General features: G+C 62.8%; 18 protein-coding genes and 1 pseudogene. 11 read left to right on the top strand and 8 right to left on the bottom strand.

Features of this window, described 5'->3' with window-relative positions; genetic code table 11:
• The first annotated feature begins 155 nt into the window (after nucleotides 1-155).
• Together DIC66_RS16915 and DIC66_RS16910 are read left to right on the top strand one after the other, a co-directional pair.
• Entirely contained in the window at nucleotides 156-833 is a 678-nt protein-coding gene (locus tag DIC66_RS16915; protein ID WP_420820502.1) for a LuxR C-terminal-related transcriptional regulator, read from the top strand.
• A complete protein-coding gene (locus DIC66_RS16910; protein ID WP_117179278.1) occupies nucleotides 833-2,710 on the top strand; it encodes a sensor histidine kinase in 1,878 nt (625 codons plus the stop codon). The genes DIC66_RS16915 and DIC66_RS16910 overlap by 1 nt, the downstream gene beginning before the upstream one ends.
• On the opposite strand, the gene DIC66_RS16905 is transcribed toward DIC66_RS16910, so the two are convergent.
• Nucleotides 2,698-3,825, bottom strand: coding sequence for a patatin-like phospholipase family protein (locus DIC66_RS16905; RefSeq protein WP_420820501.1), 1,128 nt, complete (start codon nucleotides 3,823-3,825; stop codon nucleotides 2,698-2,700). The two genes, DIC66_RS16910 and DIC66_RS16905, sit on opposite strands and share 13 nt — an antisense overlap.
• Before the next feature lie 175 nt (nucleotides 3,826-4,000).
• On the opposite strand from DIC66_RS16905, the gene DIC66_RS16900 reads away from it, so the two are divergent.
• Nucleotides 4,001-4,645, top strand: coding sequence for an FMN-dependent NADH-azoreductase (locus tag DIC66_RS16900; RefSeq protein ID WP_117179276.1), 645 nt, complete (start codon nucleotides 4,001-4,003; stop codon nucleotides 4,643-4,645).
• Nucleotides 4,646-4,741: 96 nt separating this feature from the next.
• Complete coding sequence (locus tag DIC66_RS16895) at nucleotides 4,742-5,074, top strand: rhodanese-like domain-containing protein (protein ID WP_199534782.1); 333 nt, start codon at nucleotides 4,742-4,744, stop codon at nucleotides 5,072-5,074.
• Nucleotides 5,075-5,084: 10 nt separating this feature from the next.
• Here DIC66_RS16895 and ald read toward each other — a convergent pair whose 3' ends face one another.
• Entirely contained in the window at nucleotides 5,085-6,197 is a 1,113-nt protein-coding gene (gene ald, locus DIC66_RS16890) for an alanine dehydrogenase (protein WP_117179274.1), read from the bottom strand.
• Nucleotides 6,198-6,356: 159 nt separating this feature from the next.
• Here ald and DIC66_RS16885 point away from each other — a divergent pair, with 159 nt between their 5' ends.
• Nucleotides 6,357-7,298, top strand: coding sequence for a GlxA family transcriptional regulator (locus tag DIC66_RS16885; RefSeq protein WP_117179273.1), 942 nt, complete (start codon nucleotides 6,357-6,359; stop codon nucleotides 7,296-7,298).
• Nucleotides 7,299-7,319: 21 nt separating this feature from the next.
• On the opposite strand, the gene DIC66_RS16880 is transcribed toward DIC66_RS16885, so the two are convergent.
• Nucleotides 7,320-7,901 carry a TMEM175 family protein gene (locus DIC66_RS16880; protein WP_117179272.1) on the bottom strand — a complete coding sequence of 194 codons (582 nt, stop codon included), beginning with the start codon at nucleotides 7,899-7,901 and terminating at the stop codon, nucleotides 7,320-7,322.
• Nucleotides 7,898-8,551, bottom strand: a complete 654-nt coding sequence (locus DIC66_RS23495; RefSeq protein ID WP_117179271.1) for a CDGSH iron-sulfur domain-containing protein — start codon at nucleotides 8,549-8,551, stop codon at nucleotides 7,898-7,900. Before DIC66_RS23495 ends, DIC66_RS16880 begins: the two co-directional genes overlap by 4 nt.
• 240 nt (nucleotides 8,552-8,791) lie before the next feature.
• Between DIC66_RS23495 and DIC66_RS16870 the strand changes: the two genes are divergently transcribed.
• Nucleotides 8,792-9,169 carry a hypothetical protein gene (locus DIC66_RS16870; RefSeq protein ID WP_117179270.1) on the top strand — a complete coding sequence of 126 codons (378 nt, stop codon included), beginning with the start codon at nucleotides 8,792-8,794 and terminating at the stop codon, nucleotides 9,167-9,169.
• Nucleotides 9,170-9,191: 22 nt separating this feature from the next.
• Entirely contained in the window at nucleotides 9,192-10,283 is a 1,092-nt protein-coding gene (locus tag DIC66_RS16865) for a 3-deoxy-7-phosphoheptulonate synthase (protein WP_117179269.1), read from the top strand.
• A gap of 10 nt (nucleotides 10,284-10,293) precedes the next feature.
• Here the strand turns inward: DIC66_RS16865 and DIC66_RS16860 are convergent, their stop codons facing one another.
• From DIC66_RS16860 to DIC66_RS16850, 3 genes are all read right to left on the bottom strand, one after another.
• Nucleotides 10,294-11,454 carry a Gfo/Idh/MocA family protein gene (locus tag DIC66_RS16860; protein WP_117179268.1) on the bottom strand — a complete coding sequence of 387 codons (1,161 nt, stop codon included), beginning with the start codon at nucleotides 11,452-11,454 and terminating at the stop codon, nucleotides 10,294-10,296.
• 82 nt (nucleotides 11,455-11,536) lie between these two features.
• Nucleotides 11,537-11,791: a translation initiation factor IF-1 gene (gene infA / locus DIC66_RS16855; RefSeq protein ID WP_117179267.1), complete on the bottom strand. Its 255-nt coding sequence runs from the start codon at nucleotides 11,789-11,791 to the stop codon at nucleotides 11,537-11,539.
• Nucleotides 11,792-11,824: 33 nt separating this feature from the next.
• Nucleotides 11,825-12,031, bottom strand: a complete 207-nt coding sequence (locus DIC66_RS16850; protein ID WP_117179266.1) for a hypothetical protein — start codon at nucleotides 12,029-12,031, stop codon at nucleotides 11,825-11,827.
• A 309-nt stretch (nucleotides 12,032-12,340) separates the two neighbouring features.
• On the opposite strand from DIC66_RS16850, the gene DIC66_RS16845 reads away from it, so the two are divergent.
• Nucleotides 12,341-13,063, top strand: a complete 723-nt coding sequence (locus tag DIC66_RS16845) for a glutamine amidotransferase-related protein (RefSeq protein ID WP_117179265.1) — start codon at nucleotides 12,341-12,343, stop codon at nucleotides 13,061-13,063.
• Between the two features lies 1 nt (nucleotide 13,064).
• Here the strand turns inward: DIC66_RS16845 and DIC66_RS16840 are convergent, their stop codons facing one another.
• Complete coding sequence (locus DIC66_RS16840) at nucleotides 13,065-13,553, bottom strand: HugZ family pyridoxamine 5'-phosphate oxidase (RefSeq protein WP_117179264.1); 489 nt, start codon at nucleotides 13,551-13,553, stop codon at nucleotides 13,065-13,067.
• A gap of 291 nt (nucleotides 13,554-13,844) precedes the next feature.
• On the opposite strand from DIC66_RS16840, the gene DIC66_RS16835 reads away from it, so the two are divergent.
• The 3 genes and pseudogenes from DIC66_RS16835 to DIC66_RS16825 all read left to right on the top strand — a co-directional run.
• Complete coding sequence (locus DIC66_RS16835; protein ID WP_117179263.1) at nucleotides 13,845-14,309, top strand: Lrp/AsnC family transcriptional regulator; 465 nt, start codon at nucleotides 13,845-13,847, stop codon at nucleotides 14,307-14,309.
• 9 nt (nucleotides 14,310-14,318) lie between these two features.
• Nucleotides 14,319-15,071 (top strand): NRDE family protein, encoded by a 753-nt coding sequence (locus DIC66_RS16830; protein WP_117179262.1) that lies wholly within the window; start codon nucleotides 14,319-14,321, stop codon nucleotides 15,069-15,071.
• Between the two features lie 158 nt (nucleotides 15,072-15,229).
• Nucleotides 15,230-15,526, top strand: a pseudogene (locus DIC66_RS16825) (response regulator); the annotation flags it as partial.
• Between the last annotated feature and the right edge of the window lie 126 nt (nucleotides 15,527-15,652).

The following is a 15,652-nucleotide window of genomic DNA, read 5'->3' as shown; positions in this document are numbered from 1 at the left end:
AGCGGGAAATTGGCATTGAATCCCATATTCATGGGAGGCAAACCATCGACTTCCAGCCCCGTGCCGCTACCGGTTCACCCCGCAATAGGTCATAGTCGGGGGCAAGGAGGAACCCAAGCGTGTGGCAAGTACTGATCGTCGAGGATGACCCGCAGATGCGCGCATTTTTTGCCGCCAGTGTGCGCGCCTGTGCGCAGCTGCAGCTGGCAACTGATGTGGGCACGGTGGCCGATGCCTGCGCCTGGCTGGATGACCCGGCACACCGCGTGGACGTGCTGCTGGCCGATCTGGGCCTGCCCGATGGCAGCGGACTGGATGTGATACGCCATGCCAGGCTGCGCCATGCAGAGTGCGAGTCGCTGGTGATCTCCATGTTTGGCGACGAGGACAATGTGCTGGCCAGCATCGAAGCCGGGGCCCTGGGCTATATCCACAAGGACGCAGCACCTGACGACATCGCGCACACGATTCTGGAGATGAAGGCCGGGGCCTCACCCATCTCGCCCATGATTGCCCGGCGCGTACTCTCCAAATACTTTGATTTGCGCAGCCAGTCTGCCGCCGAACGGGCACCGTATGTCAAGGTTGCACGCAGCAGCACCGGGGACGACAAGGGCGCGCTGTCTTCGCGCGAGCAGCGGGTGCTGGAGCTGATTGCGCGCGGCTTCTCGTATGCCGAGATCGCCCGGCTGCAAAGCGTCAGCGTGCACACCGTGCAGTCGCATATCAAGAGCATGTACCTCAAGCTCTCGGTGCATTCCAAGAACGAGGCGGTCTTTGAGGCCACCCGCATGGGGCTGTTGCCGCAGTTGCCCTTGCACCCCGCCGAGTGATGCTGCCCGGCTGCGTGCGGATGTGCGGCACGCGCAGCGCTGGCTGGCTGCTGCTGTTGCTGCTGGCCTGGGCACTGCCTGCAACATGGGCGCGGGCCGAGTTGCTGACCTTGCGCCAGGCCCACGCCGTGGTGCAGCTTGGTGACCAGGTGCAGGAGAGTGATCTGCAGCTGCCCTATAACTGGGACATACAAAACCGCGCGCAGCACGGCAACGCCCGCTTTGACCTGCCGTTTGAACTGGCCCAGACACCCACGGACATCTGGGGCGCCTTTATTCCCAGCGTGGGCAACGCCTATGACGTCTGGCTCAACGGCACGCTGTTGCAAAGCCAGGGGGACCTGTTGCAAGAAGGCGGTGCCGACTATGCCAAGGTGCCGCGCTTTGTGGTGATTCCGCCGCAATTGCTGCGCCAGAGCAATCTGCTGCAGGTGCATATCCGCGCAGATGCTGCACGCCGTGGTGGCCTCTCCGAGGTGAAGGTGGGGCCGCAGGAACAGGCCTATGGCGCTTACAAGCGCAGCTACATGTGGCGCGGCAATGGCTCCTTTCTGGTGGCGGCCTTGAGTGGCGTGGTGGGTTTGCTGGCGCTGGTGCTGTGGGCCACGCAGATTGACCGCTTTCACGGCGACGGCCCGCGCCGCGATGCGCTGTACCTGTTTGCCGCCCTGGCCGAGTTGTGCTGGACACTGGCGGTGGGTGACGCCTTGATAGAGACGCCACCCTTGCCCTGGCCCTGGTGGAGTGCGGTGCCAGCAGCCGCGGCTGCGGCCTGGGCCTGCAATATGCAGCTGTTCTGCATTGAGGTGGCAGAGTGGCACGACCGCGCCTTTGTCGGATGGTTCAGGCGCTGGCTGCTGTTGCTGATGGCCCTGAGCACGGTGCTGCCCCTGGCCGCTGCGGCCTGGGAATTGCCGCTGGCGCTGGCCGCCTGGCATGGCGCACTGGCGATCACCTTTCTGGGCTTTGGTGCTGTTTTTGTCTGGAGTGCCTTGCACACCCGCCGCCGCTCGCACCGGTTGGTGGCGCTGGCGCTGTTGCTCAACCTGCTGGTGGGCATCGTGGACTTGTGCAACTTCCGCATCTTCCCCACCTTTCCCGACAACTCGCTGCTGCGCTTTTCGTCTTTGCTGTTCGGCCTTTCGCTGGCGGCCATTGTGATTGCGCGTTTCCGCACGGCCAACCACGCGGCCAACGGAATGCTGACCACCCTCTCGCAGCGCATCACCGAACGGGAAGCCGACTTGCGCGCAAGCTACAACCTGCTGGAGCGGCAGGCGCGCGAGCAGGAACGCATGTCGGAGCGCTCACGCATCCTGCGTGACATGCATGATGGAGTGGGCTCGCACATCAGCCTGGCGATTCGCCAGCTGCAGACCGATGTGCAAAGCCGCTCCGAGGCCGATCATTCCGAGGTGCTGCACACGCTGGGCGATGCACTCGACCAGCTCAAGCTGACCATCGATGCCATTCACCTGCCGCCCGGCGACATCACGGCCCTGCTGGCCAACTTGCGCTACCGGCTGGAGCCGCGCCTGGTGGCCTCGGGCATTGCGCTGGTGTGGGATGTGGACCTGTTGCCGGTGGTGGGGGGGCTGGACGCCGCTGCCATGCGGCAGCTGCAGTTCATGCTGTTTGAATCGCTGTCCAACGTGGTGCAGCATGCCCGCGCCAGCCAGGTGCGCATGGAGGCGCATGTGGGCACTGACGACCAGCGCGTCTGCGTGCGGGTGGTGGATGACGGAAGCGGCTTTGATGCGGCCCAGCTGCAGCGCAAAGGCCTGTCGGCCATGCGCGAACGGGCAATGGCGATTGGTGCGCAGCTGCATATCAGCAGCCAGCCAGGCAGAACGGTGGTGGAGATTCAGCTGGCTTGATGGTCCACCGGCACGCGCATGTCGTCGAGGTAGTCATGCGCGATGTTGATGCTGGAGACCACGCCCACTTCCGGCAAGGTCTTGCCCAGCCAGTGGCTGGCGCACTGGCGGCCCAGGTCGCGCAGCTTGTAGATCAGCCCGGCATCGGTCTGGGCTTTGCTGGAGGCGGGGTAGGCGTCGAGTTCGCGGCCACCGTCAATGCGGTGCATCAGCACGTTCTTGTAGTGCGCGGGGTCGAGCTTGCCCTCGGCCAAGAGGCGTTTGACGAAGTCGATGGCGCGCATCTCGGCGATCAGGGCCGAGTTGAAGGTGATCTCGTTGAGACGGTCCAGGATGTCGGGCGCCGTGGTGGGCACGGTGTTGCGCCGCAGTGGGTTGATCTGCACCAGCACCACGTCGCGGCTCTTGCATTCATAGACCAGCGGATGAATGGCCGGGTTGCCCGAATAGCCGCCGTCCCAGTATTGCTCGCCTTCGATTTCCACCGCACGGAACACCGTGGGCAGGCAGGCCGAGGCCATCACCGCCTTGGCCGTGAGGCGTTTGCCGGAAAAAATTTCCGCCTTGCCGGTGCTGACCTTGGTGGCCAGCACAAACACCTTCACGCCACGGAAGGCGGCCAGCCGGTCAAAGTCAACCAGGCGCTCCAGAAAATCCTGCAGCGGGTTGATGTCCAGCGGATTGGTCTGGTAGGGCGAGAACGAGTTGGCCCAAAAGCCGGTCAGCGCGTCGCTCACCATCTGCCCGGGCGACTGCTGCCCGGCCATGGAAGCCAGGCCGCCAAACAGCAGGTCAAAGGGCACGCGCTGGGCATGCGACAGGCTGGTTTGCAAGGCGCCCATGGACACCACGCCGTCCCACAGGGCCTTGAGCGAGGCGCGTGCCGATTCGCGCATGGCCAGGCTGGACTGGCCCTCGGCATGGGCCAGGCCATGGGCCATGGCCACCGCGTTCATGGCACCGGCGCTGGTGCCGCTGATGCCCTCAAAGCCCAGCCGTCCGTCTTCCAGCAAGGCGTCCAGAACACCCCAGGTGAAGGCACCATGGGAGCCGCCGCCTTGCAGGGCCAGATTCACCGGACCGTGGCTTGGCCCTGCGGTGGGGGTAGGGTTCAAACGGCTCATGGCAACACTTTATGGAGATTCAAGGCTTTGATTATTGCTGCATGCGCAATGCATCAGTGTGCCTTGGACCATTTCCCTATTGGATAAGAAATTTTAAAGTTGGGGCACCTGTAAGGCGCACCACAAGGCGCCACCCAAACCTGCCCCCTTTTTGAGGAACACCACCATGAAACTCCTGCACATTGACTCCAGCGTACTGGCTGACAGCTCGGTATCGCGCGCCCTGACTGCCAAGACCGTAGCCCAGTGGGTTGCCAACCATCCCGGCACCACGGTGGACTACCTGGACCTGGCACAACAGGCGCCCAGCCACCTGTCGGCCGACTCCCTGGGCTTTCGCCTGCCCGCAGGCAGCGACCTGAGCGCGGTACAGAAGTCCGAGAACGCCATCTCCGAAGCGCTGGTGCAGCAGTTCCTGGCAGCCGATGTGATCGTGGTGGGCGCGCCGCTCTACAACTTCTCCATCCCCAGCCAGCTCAAGGCCTGGATTGACCGCGTGGCGCAAGTGGGCCGCACCTTCAAGTACACCGACAAGGGCCCGGTGGGCCTGGCTGGCGGCAAAACGGTGATCGTGGCCTCCACCCGTGGCGGCATGTACTCCACCAGCGAAGGGGGCCGCGCCATGGAACACCAGGAAAGCTATTTGCAAACCGTGTTCGGCTTCTTTGGTATCAGCGATGTGCGCATCGTGCGCGCCGAAGGCCTGAGCATGGGTGAAGCGGGCAAGGCGCAGGCCCTGGCTTCGGCACACACCGACATCCAGACCGTGACCGAAGCCGCCAACGCAGCGGTGAAGGTCCAGGCCGCCTGAACTTCTTTACACCTTGCCGGACTTGTGTCATCGCGGCACAGGTGCCGACGTGGTACAAAAGGGCTCACCGGAAATCTGCGGAGCCCTATTTTGTATTTGAAAAGAAAACTCATCCTGGCCGGCCTGTCCATGCTGCTGGCCGGTGCGGCCTTTGCCCGTGATGTGCTGATTGATGTGCGAACCGCGCAGGAGTTCCAGAGCGGCCACCTGCAAGGCGCTATCAACATGCCGCACACGTCGATAGGCGAGGAAATCGCCAACGCCCGGGTGAGCAAGGACGACCGCCTCATTGTGTATTGCAAATCGGGCCGGCGCGCGACCCTGGCCTCTGACACCCTCAAGGGCCTGGGCTATTCCAACGTCGAAAACTTCGGCGGCCTGGAAGAAGCCAGCAAGCGCCTGCAGCTGCCCGTCCACACGGACAAGTAAGCCTGCCGGTTCACAGCAGCGTGTCAGCGCCCACGTAGGCCCGGCCCAGGGCCTGCGCCACGGCCTCATAGGTGACTTTGCCTTCGGCCACATTCAGGCCATTCTTCAGGTGCGCATTGTCCTTGAGCGCCTGCTTCCAGCCCTTGTTGGCCAGCGTGAGCGCGTGGGCTATGGTGGCGTTGTTCAAGGCAAAGGTGGAGGTGCGGGCCACGGCGCCCGGCATATTGGCCACGCAGTAGTGCACCACGCCGTCCACCATGAAAGTGGGCTCGGCATGCGTGGTGGCGTGCGAGGTCTCGAAGCAGCCGCCCTGGTCGATAGCCACGTCCACCAGCACCGCGCCTTTCTTCATCCGGCCCACCAGGGTACGTGTGACCAGCTTGGGTGCGGCAGCACCCGGAATCAGCACACCGCCAATGACGAGGTCAGCATCCAGCACGGCTTCTTCCACGCTTTGCACGTTCGAATACACGGTGTGGATGCGGTTGCCAAACACCAGGTCGAGCTGGCGCAGGCGGTCGATGTTTTTGTCCAGCACGGTCACACGGGCGCCCAGGCCCACGGCCATTTGCAGGGCATGGGTTCCCACCACACCGGCACCCAGAATCACGCAGTGGCCGGCCGGCACGCCGGGCACACCGCCCAGCAGCACACCCATGCCGCCCTTGGATTTTTCCAGGTGTGCGGCGCCCGCCTGCACCGCCATGCGCCCGGCCACCTCGCTCATGGGTGCCAGCAGGGGCAGGCCGCCACCGGGGCCGGTAATGGTTTCATAGGCAATGCAGATGGCGCCTGAGCGGATCAGCGCCTCGGTCTGTTCGGGGTCGGGGGCCAGGTGCAGATAGGTGTAGAGAATCTGGCCCGGTCGCAGCATGGCGCATTCCTGGGGCTGCGGCTCCTTGACCTTGACGATCATCTCGGACTTGGCAAACACCTCGGCGGCATCGGCAGCCAGGGTAGCGCCTGCAGCCAGATACTGTTCGTCCGACAGGCCAATGGCCGCACCCGCGCCGCTTTGCACCAGCACGCTGTGGCCCGCGTGGGTGAGCTCGCGCACGCTGGCCGGGGTCAGGCCGACGCGGTATTCGTGGTTCTTGATTTCCTGGGGTAGGCCGATGCGCATGCTGTGCTCCTGAAGGGGTTTTAGGTGGAGCGCAGTGCGCGCGCGGCGCGGCCAGACGCCAATCGGGATGAGGCGGTTTGGCTGCGCAGTAGCGGCGCTAATACACAGGCCTGTGGGCCTGCATCGACAAGGCGGCCACGGCCGTGGCCTACTTGGGGCATGAAGTGCCACGTCTTTGATTTCCTGCTCCTGCCCGAGTTTTCCTTCATCGGCTTTGCTGCCCTGGTGGAGCCGCTGCGCATCGCCAACCGCTTCAAGCCCGGTGCCTACGACTGGCGCATGGTCTCGCAGGACGGCCTGCCAGTGGTTGCCAGCAACGGCATTGCGCTGCACCCGCAGGCCCGGCTTTCAGATGCCAGTGCGGCCAGCGTGGTGTTTGCCATTGCCAGCTTCAACCCGCTGGCCGACTACAGCCCGGCGCTGGGTCGCCAGTTGCAGCAGCGCGTGCAGCAGGGCATGACACTGGGTGCCATCGACACCGGCTGCTTTGTGCTGGCCGAGGCCCATCTGCTCAAGGGAGAGCGCATCACTTTGCACTGGGAGGCGGTGCCCGCCTTCCAGGAGCGCTACCCGCTGGTTGCGGTGCAGGGCGAGGCGCGCTTTACCCTGTCGCCCACGCTGATGACCTCGGCCGGCGCCATGGCCAGCGTGGACCTGATGCTCGAAGTCATCACCCGCGACCACGGCAACGCGCTGGCGCTGCAGGTGTCCGAACAACTGGTGAGCGGCTGGGTGCGCGAGCGCGCCGACCACCAGCGCCTGCAGATTGCAGCGCGCTACAAGGTGCACAACGCCAAGGTGGTGCAGGTGATTGGGCGCATGGAGCAGCACCTGGAGAGCCCGCTGTCCAGCGACGCGCTGGCCGAGCCGCTGGGGGTGACCCGGCGCCAGCTCGAGCGCCTGTTCCAGGAGCATCTGGCGGTGAGCCCACTGCAGCTTTATTTGCGCCTGCGCCTGGAGCGCGCCCGGCATTTGCTGCGGCAAACCAGCATGGGCGTAATCGAGGTGGGGCTGGCGTGTGGCTTTGGCTCGGCCTCGGCGTTCTCGCGCGCCTACCGGCGCCAATACGCCGTAGCACCCAGCGATGACCGCAGGGAATAGGCGCTGGTCCCCTGAAGCACCTTAGTCCTGCGTGAGCTTTCTTTCGATGCGGCGGTCCGGTATCAACCAGATGCAAGCCACCAGAAAAATCAGCAGGCCCGACAGCAGGGGCCAGCCCAGCAGGGCCAGCGGCACTGCTGCCACGTAGGACGCCAGAGAGACCTTGCCCTTGGTGTCACTGCCCACGGCCTGCGAGATCAGCGACTCAGGGCCATGGCTGCGGATGATCTGCAACTGCAGGACGGTGTAGCTGATGGCACACAGGCTCAGGTCCACCGCGTACAGAGCCATGGGGGTGGCGGCGAAATGGTTTTCCCCCACCCAGGCAGTGGTGAAGGGCATGAGCGAGAGCCAGAACAGCAGGTTCAGATTGGCCAGCAGGATGGGGCCATTCACCTGCTTGACGGTATGCAGCAGGTGGTGGTGGTTGGACCAATAAATGCCCACGTTGGCAAAGCTCAGCACATAGCTCACAAACACCGGCCACAGCGGCCACAAGTCCTCCCATTGCTCGCCATGCGGCACCTTGAACTCCAGCACCATGATGGTGATGATGATGGCGATGACGCCATCGCTAAAGGCTTCAATGCGGCTCTTGTTCATACGGCAACAAACCCTGCAGCCTTGTGGCTACCGTCGCAATAGGGCTTGTTCTGGCTGTGGCCGCAGCGACACAGCCAGGTATCCGTGACCTTGTTGCAGGTGCGTCCGGTGCCGCTGACCACTTCCAGGTTGCCCGTCAGGCGCAAGGGCCCGTTGGGCTGGGGCAGCACCTTGAGCGGGCCGTTGCGAACCGCCAAGGCCTCAAAGGATGCCGTGGCCGGTTCACCGCTGGCCACAAAACCGGCGGCCACATGGCTGCCATCGCAATAGGGCTTGTTCTGGCTCTGTCCGCAGCGGCACAAGGTGGCACGCGGATTGGCCTGGGGCTGGCCCTGGATCTGCAACTCGGCCTCCACGGCCAGCGGGCCGTTCTCACGCACCCGCACTGTGTTGACCAAGGGCGGCTGATTGGAGTCGGCAAACGCCGTGGGAGATGCCGCAATGCGCACCACGGTGATAGCGCCCGAGGGGCAATTCTGACCGATGCGGATCAGCTCCTCCACCGGCTGCGCATCGGGGTGTATCCAGGCGCCCACTACATTGGGCACGAACACGTCCGGGTGCGAGAGTACGCATGTGCGTGAGTGAATGCATTTACCCGCATCGAAATGGATGGTGGCTTCTTTGCCAGTAACGACTTCCAGGGTCATGGTTGTTTCCTTATGAGATTCACTCCCTGCTCGGTCATGTATTTTGCGGCTTTCTCATCGTAATGTGGAAAGCTTGGTTACCCAATTGTGCGAATTATGAAACACCACATGGATTGGAGGAGGAGGCCGGCAAAGGCAGCCCGCTTGCCAAGCACCGGTTTAGCCGCTTTTTCGCCCGCTGTTCTGCGGCTTGGCTTCGGACCGCAACTCCACAATCCTGCGGAACCAGGAGAAGATTTCATGGCTTTGCAGTACCAACTCAAAGAGGGTAGCTACCATTTGTACGACCTCAGCACGCCTGCCAGCAAGGCCACCGGCGAGCACCGTTTGCGTTTGAAGACCGACACCGTAGCCATCGCCTTCGATGCCAGCACGGGCCTGCTGCATGAGCACGGAACGCCTACGCGCATCCACTCCTGGGCCACCACCACGCGCCGCAGGCTGCGTGCGGCTGGCGCGCTGGACAGCGCCAATGACATCGTGGTGGTTTCTGGCCCGCTGCCGGTGGATGAGATCAACAAATGCCTGGAGATCACGGGCTACTGCGGCAGCATGTTCCGGCAGCTGTCGAGCCTGCCACACGGCAAGCGCCTGCCCAGGGCGCGCAGCACACAATAGCCTTGCCACTAAAATTCGTGGCATGACCTCTTCTGTTGCCGCCCCCCTCACCACCCACGATTCCACCCGCATTGACGACACCCGCATCGGTGCGGTGCGGCCGCTGATCACACCGGCCCTGCTGGAAGAAAAACTGCCCGTGCCGCAGGCCGCGCAGGCCTTGGTGGAGAGCAGCCGTGCGGCTATTTCAAAAGTGCTGCATGGCGCCGACGACCGCCTGATTGTGGTGGTGGGCCCCTGCTCCATCCACGACCACGACCAGGCCATGGACTACGCGCGCCAGCTCCAGGTGCAGGCCGAAGCGCTGAAGGATGATCTGCTGATCGTCATGCGTGTGTACTTCGAGAAGCCGCGCACCACCGTGGGCTGGAAGGGCTATATCAACGACCCGCATCTGGACGGCAGCTTTGCCATCAACGAAGGCCTGGAGATGGCCCGGCGCCTGATGCTCGACATTCTGGGCCTGGGCCTGCCGGTGGCCACCGAGTTTCTGGATTTGCTCAGCCCGCAGTTCATCAGCGAGCTGGTGAGCTGGGGTGCCATTGGCGCGCGCACCACCGAGAGCCAGAGCCACCGCCAGTTGGCCAGCGGCCTGAGTTGCCCGGTGGGCTTCAAGAATGGCACGGATGGCGGCCTGAAGGTGGCCAGCGATGCGATCCAGGCGGCCCAGGCCGCGCATGCCTTCATGGGCATGACCAAGATGGGCCAGGTGGCGATTTTCGAGACCCGCGGCAACAGCGACTGCCACGTGATTTTGCGTGGCGGCAAGCAGACCAACTATGCCAAGGCCGATGTGGACGCGGCCTGCACGCTGTTAAAAGGCGCGGGCTTGCGCGAGCAGGTGATGGTTGATGTGAGCCACGCCAACAGCAGCAAGCAGCACCAGCGCCAGATCACGGTGGCTGCGGATGTGGCTGCGCAGATTGCAGCGGGTGATGCGCGCATCACCGGCCTGATGATCGAGAGCCATCTGGAAGAAGGCCGCCAGGACATAGTGCCCGGCGTGCCGCTCAAGCGCGGTGTGTCGGTGACGGACGCCTGCATCAGCATGACGCAGACCGTGCCGGTGCTGGAGCAGCTGGCAGCGGCCGTGCGCACACGGCGCGCGCGCTAAGCGCGGCGTTTTACACGCGGGTCCAGGCGCCGTCCTGGGCGTTGGAGCGGATCACCGCATCGACAAACTGCAGCCCCAGCAAGCCATCGGTGGCATTCGGAAAATGCAGCGCCAGTGGATCGGCGGCCTGGCCCGCGCGGCGCGCTGCAATGGCCTGCGCGGCGTCCGAATAGAGGTTGGCAAAGCCCTCATGAAAACCTTCAGGGTGGCCAGCCACGATGCGCGAAGAATGCGCTGACAGAGGCAGGGTGCCAGGGCCGTTGGGCGTGCGCGTCTGCGCCGGTGCACCGTGCGGCTTGAAGCTCAGCAGTTGCGGCACTTCCTGCTGCCATTCCAGCGTCCCCAAGGAACCACTGACGCGGATGCGCAAGGCGTTTTCCACACCGGCGGCGGCCTGCGTGACCCAGAAGCTGCCGCGTGCCCCGTTGGACAGGCGCAGCAGGGCGCCTGCGTAGTCATGCGTGGTGCGCGTGGGCACCACGGTGCCCACCTCGGCCGCCACCTGGGCCACTTCCAGGCCGGTAACAAAGCGCAGCAGGTTGTGGGCATGGCTGCCGATATCACCCATCACCAGGGACGGGCCGCCGCGGGCAGCATCGTCCTTCCAGGGCGAGCGCGACACACCGGGCTGGGAACGTCCACCCTGCACATACTCCACCTGCACCAGACGGATGTCGCCCAAGTCGCCTGCTGCCACCATGGCGCGCGCCTGGCGCACCATGGGGTAGCCGGTGTAGTTGTGGGTCAGGCAAAACACCAGGCCACTGCTCTGCACCTTCTGGATCAGGGCCAATGCCTCGTCCAGGGTGTTGGTCATGGGCTTGTCACAGATGACGTCCATGCCTGCGTTCAGGGCTGCCATCGAAAAGCGGAAATGGCTGTCATTGGGGGTCATGATGGCCAGCACATCGGCGCCGTCACTTCGGGCGGCCTCACCGGCCACCAGGGCGTCTCCATCGGCATAGCAGCGCTCCGCAGCCAAACCCAGTTCGCGCCCAGCCTGAACTGCGCGGGCGGCGTCCGACGACAGACAGGCCGCCACCAGTTCGTAGCGGTCATCCAGACGCGCGGCCTGGCGGTGCATGGCACCGATGAAGGAGCCGGGTCCACCGCCCACAACGGCCAGGCGCAGACGGCGGCCCAGCAGGGCGATGACGGGGTTCAGAGACATGGGGAGCCTTTCTGGCGCAACGCGAAGCACATATTTCGGACAAAAAAAAGCCGCTCCAGAAGAGCGGCGTTTGGGGCAGGGTTTACTGCGGGCGACGCGGCGTCATGGGCCCGCGGCCTTCGATGTGGCGGAAATTGATGCGGCCCTTGCTCAGGTCGTAGGGCGAGAGCTCCAGAGACACACGGTCACCCGCCAGGATGCGGATATGGTTCTTGCGCATCTTGCCGGCCGAATAGGCGATCAACTGGTGCCCGTTGTCCAGGGTCACGCGAAAGCGCGTGTCTGGCAGCACTTCGTTGACAACGCCCATCATTTCAATCAGTTCTTCTTTAGCCATGGTTAGATCCTTAAGCTCTCGATTATCGTACGTTTAGTGGGTGCGTGTCTTCTCAAATACCCAATCGATGCCTTGCGCCAACGCATAGTGGGCTGCGGCATCGTGGGTAGAGAAGTCATCGCAGAAGCGCATGACGCGGTCGGTGGAGGCGCTGCCGCTGCCGCTGGCAATGGAAACCTGGGCCTCAAAGCGGCCGCTGGTCAGGGGTCGGGGGCAGGCCGCAATGCGGTATTTGCCCATGGTCACGGGGGACAGGAGCGCGAAATTATTGTTATGAATCATTGGAAAACACATAGAAAACACAGTGGCACGGGTCGCTGGCAGGGACTTCGTGCAGAAAAAAATAAGGGAGAAATAACCGCTGGGCCGTGAGAGTGCTGTGCGGCGTGCTTTGAAATTGCCAAACGGACGACCCCTCTGCCAGGGGCCGGTGCAGCGTTGCGTGTGATCATTTGCCTGGGAGGCAAACCGCAGATGTGCACAGTCAGTTCGCATGAAGCGACTCGCTAATGTAACACAGTTACCAAAATGCGGCGAAAATAGGCAGCTATGAAAATCTGCATCCTGGAAAACGACGACTTGGCGCCGGAAATTGCGTCCACCTATACGCGCTACGGCGCCATGTTTGAGCGCCTGTTCCGCGATGCCGGTGCCACCGACTGGCAGTTTGATGTGTTCCACACGCCCGCGCTTGAATACCCGGAGTCCTTTGCCAGCTACGACGCGGTGCTGCTGACTGGCAGCAAGGCCGATTCGTTCTCGGACGAGCCCTGGGTGGTGGAACTGCGCCGCCGCGTCACCGAACTGCTGGAGCAAAAGAAGAAGCTGCTGGGCATCTGCTTTGGCCACCAGCTGATTGCCATCTGCCTGGGCGCCAAGGTGGGCCGCGCGCCCCAGGGCTGGGGCGTGGGCCGCATGTCCTACGACTGGCATGCCGCCGACCTGCCGCTGGCACCGGAAGACAAGACCCTGTCGCTGCTGGTCAGCCACCGCGACCAGGTACTGGAGTTGCCCGAGAACGCCGTGCTGCTGGCCAGCAATGCGCACTGCCCGGTAGCAGGCTACGCAGTGGGCGAGGAAGTGTTTTGTGTACAGGGGCACCCGGAATTTGTGGAGGAGTACAGCGCCTTTTTGATGGGCAAGCGCCGGGAGACGCTGGGTGAAGACCTGTATGGCGCAGGCGTGAAAAGCCTGGTGCACAGGCACGATGGGCCAGACGTGGCCCGCATGATGATGGCGTTTGTCGAAGGCAGCTTCGCTCCTGCCAAGTAAGCTAGTTCGCGCTGCGCAAGACCTGCGCCAGTTCCTGCGCATCAATCGAGCGTGCGGCACCAAAGCCAGCCACCTGGCGCGCACCGCTCACCGCAATGGCCACAAAACGGAAGTCTCCCAGCTGGGTCATGTATTCCACGTCCTGAAAGCGCGCCAGATAGGCTCCCCGCGCCGCGTTCCAGGCAGGGCTGTCCACCTCCAGCACCGAGGCGGTGCCGTCCAGGGTGACGCGCGGCAGGGCATGCACAGGCTCGCCCGCCACCTCTGCCTGCAGCACCAGCAGGGACACGCGGGGCGTACGTTCCAGATTGCGTGCATGCGCGGCCAGGCCGCTCACATGCAGGATCAAGTGGCCACTGCCTGCATCTATGGCAAACGGAACCATGGAGACAAAGGCGTGGCCGTCCTCACCCAGGGTACCCAGGGCGGCCACGCGCTGCGTGTTCAGGAGCGTGCGCAGGGCGGCAGTGAGTCGGGGTTCGTGGGTCATGGTGCGGAAACTGTCAGGAAAATGCACAGCTTACAGTGCAACCCCCCGCAGTTTCAACCCCCCAAAAGACAAACCCCCGAAGCAAATATTGCGTCGGGGGTTGGTAGTGCATGGCCTGCCCTTGTGAGGCGGGGTTGCGCAAGCGGGGCTTGTGGCCTGTCTTGCTTTGGGCTGTGGATGACAGATGCATTCAGTGTAGGGTGACAGGCCCGGCAGCCGATTGCGTTATTGCGCAAGTTTTAGGTAGATTTGGCATACTCTGCCAATATTTTCCAATTACTGAATACACACATGACGCTAGACCGCTATGACCGGCAAATTCTGGACATTTTACAAACCGATGGCCGCATCAACAACCAGGACCTGGCCGACCGCATCGGCCTGTCGCCCTCGCCCTGCCTGCGCCGCGTACGGGCGCTGGAGGAGTCCGGGCTGATTGTGGGCTACCGGGCCCTGCTGGACGCGCGCAAGCTGGGCCTTACCTTGATGGCGCTTGTGCATATCTCCATGGACCTGCACACGCCCGAGCGCTTTGCCAACTTCGAGGCCTCTGTCACCGTCTTGCCAGAGGTGCTGGAGTGTTTGCTGATCACCGGGCAGGACGCCGACTACCAACTCAAGGTAGCGGTGCGCGATATGGACCACTACCAGACCCTGCTGCTCGACAAGCTGACCCGCATCACCGGCGTGACCGGCGTGCACAGCAGCTTTGTGCTACGCCGCGTGGTGGACAAGACCGCACTGTCGCTGGGCTGAAGGCACTCCATGTGCCTGATTGCCTGGAACTGGCAGCCCGACAGCGAGACGCCGCTCCTGCTGTTGGCCAACCGCGACGAATATTACGCACGTGCGGCACGGCCTGTGCACTGGTGGACTGGCGATCAGGTGCTGGCGGGACAGGATTTGCAGGCTGGTGGCACCTGGCTGGGGGTGAGCCGCAGCGGGCGCCTGGCAGCCATCACCAACTACCGTATGCCGGTGAATGACCTGGCACCCAGGCCCTCGCGCGGTACTTTGGTGGCGGATTTTTTGAAGGGTGATGGGAATGCATCCGACTATTTGAATGCGCTGGCGCTGAAGGCCGACTGCTACAACCCGTTCAATCTGTTGTTGTTTGACGGCGAGTACTTGCTGGGGCTGGAGAGTCGCAGGCGACGGGTGTTCTCGCTTTTGCCGGGCATAGGCGCTGTGTCCAATGCCGATTTTGATACACCCTGGCCCAAACTCACACGCCTCAAAACCGGTCTGCAAAACCAATGCCTTACAGCAAAGCTCCAAACACAGGAACTGTTGCCCCTGCTGCAGGACACTACAACCGTGGCCGATGCCTTGCTGCCACATACCGGTGTACCCCTGGAAGTCGAACGCCGGCTGTCAGCCACATGGATTGCTTCGCCCGGTTACGGAACGCGGGCCAGCAGCATCGTCACGTGGAAACGGGATTCAGTTTCGGTTTTTGAACAAGGCTATGGCGAAGCAGGCTGGCTTGAAGCCACACAGCATTCCTTTGTTTTGTAGTCCCCGTCACCCTGTTGAAGCGGTCTGTTTTGTACGAATAAAAATACATTTTTGTTGCCCAAGAGCAGTCCGGGACTAATAATCTTTTCGGGAATGCATGTGAATTGGGAGTACGGGTGCCCTTGCCAGGCACCTTTTATAGAAATGAAGGCCACGCAATGAGTACCTTTGACACAGGGGAAAAACCAACTGTTCTGGTGGTGGATGACACCCCCGACAACCTCACCTTGGTCAGCAACCTGCTCAAAAGGGATTACCGGGTCCGGGTGGCCATCAGTGGGGAAAAGGCACTCAAGATCGCCCTGTCAGAAACCCCGCCCGACCTGATTCTGCTGGATGTGATGATGCCCGTCATGGACGGCTACGAGGTGTGCCAGCAGCTTCGCAACAACCCGCTGACTGAACATATTCCCATTATTTTTCTCACCGCCAAGTCCGAGGTGGAAGATGAACGGGTAATCCCCCCGATAAACCAAAGGTCCGAGAAGTAGAATTTTCCAAGAAGGAAGTTCTACGTGAAGAAGTCAAGATTTACCGACAGCCAGATCATGGCTGCCTTGAAGCGTGTTGAAGCCGGTCTG

It is taken from the genome of Rhodoferax lacus (assembly GCF_003415675.1).
GTDB classification, from domain to species: domain Bacteria; phylum Pseudomonadota; class Gammaproteobacteria; order Burkholderiales; family Burkholderiaceae_C; genus Allorhodoferax; species Allorhodoferax lacus.
Note: the sequence above shows the minus strand (reverse complement) of the source record. Positions and strands in the feature narration are given on the sequence as shown.

Bases quoted from the DNA above. Each gene is read 5' to 3' on its own strand.
- DIC66_RS16885 (WP_117179273.1), top strand. From the start codon at position 6,357: ATGAAGTGCCACGTCTTTGATTTCCTGCTCCTGCCCGAGTTTTCCTTC.
- DIC66_RS16860 (WP_117179268.1), bottom strand. From the start codon at position 11,454: ATGTCTCTGAACCCCGTCATCGCCCTGCTGGGCCGCCGTCTGCGCCTG.
- DIC66_RS16850 (WP_117179266.1), bottom strand. From the start codon at position 12,031: ATGGGCAAATACCGCATTGCGGCCTGCCCCCGACCCCTGACCAGCGGC.
- DIC66_RS16910 (WP_117179278.1), top strand. From the start codon at position 833: ATGCTGCCCGGCTGCGTGCGGATGTGCGGCACGCGCAGCGCTGGCTGG.
- DIC66_RS16870 (WP_117179270.1), top strand. From the start codon at position 8,792: ATGGCTTTGCAGTACCAACTCAAAGAGGGTAGCTACCATTTGTACGAC.
- DIC66_RS16835 (WP_117179263.1), top strand. From the start codon at position 13,845: ATGACGCTAGACCGCTATGACCGGCAAATTCTGGACATTTTACAAACC.
- DIC66_RS16915 (WP_420820502.1), top strand. From the start codon at position 156: ATGCGCGCATTTTTTGCCGCCAGTGTGCGCGCCTGTGCGCAGCTGCAG.
- DIC66_RS23495 (WP_117179271.1), bottom strand. From the start codon at position 8,551: ATGACCCTGGAAGTCGTTACTGGCAAAGAAGCCACCATCCATTTCGAT.
- ald (WP_117179274.1), bottom strand. From the start codon at position 6,197: ATGCGCATCGGCCTACCCCAGGAAATCAAGAACCACGAATACCGCGTC.
- infA (WP_117179267.1), bottom strand. From the start codon at position 11,791: ATGGCTAAAGAAGAACTGATTGAAATGATGGGCGTTGTCAACGAAGTG.
- DIC66_RS16830 (WP_117179262.1), top strand. From the start codon at position 14,319: ATGTGCCTGATTGCCTGGAACTGGCAGCCCGACAGCGAGACGCCGCTC.
- DIC66_RS16900 (WP_117179276.1), top strand. From the start codon at position 4,001: ATGAAACTCCTGCACATTGACTCCAGCGTACTGGCTGACAGCTCGGTA.
- DIC66_RS16845 (WP_117179265.1), top strand. From the start codon at position 12,341: ATGAAAATCTGCATCCTGGAAAACGACGACTTGGCGCCGGAAATTGCG.
- DIC66_RS16880 (WP_117179272.1), bottom strand. From the start codon at position 7,901: ATGAACAAGAGCCGCATTGAAGCCTTTAGCGATGGCGTCATCGCCATC.
- DIC66_RS16865 (WP_117179269.1), top strand. From the start codon at position 9,192: ATGACCTCTTCTGTTGCCGCCCCCCTCACCACCCACGATTCCACCCGC.
- DIC66_RS16840 (WP_117179264.1), bottom strand. From the start codon at position 13,553: ATGACCCACGAACCCCGACTCACTGCCGCCCTGCGCACGCTCCTGAAC.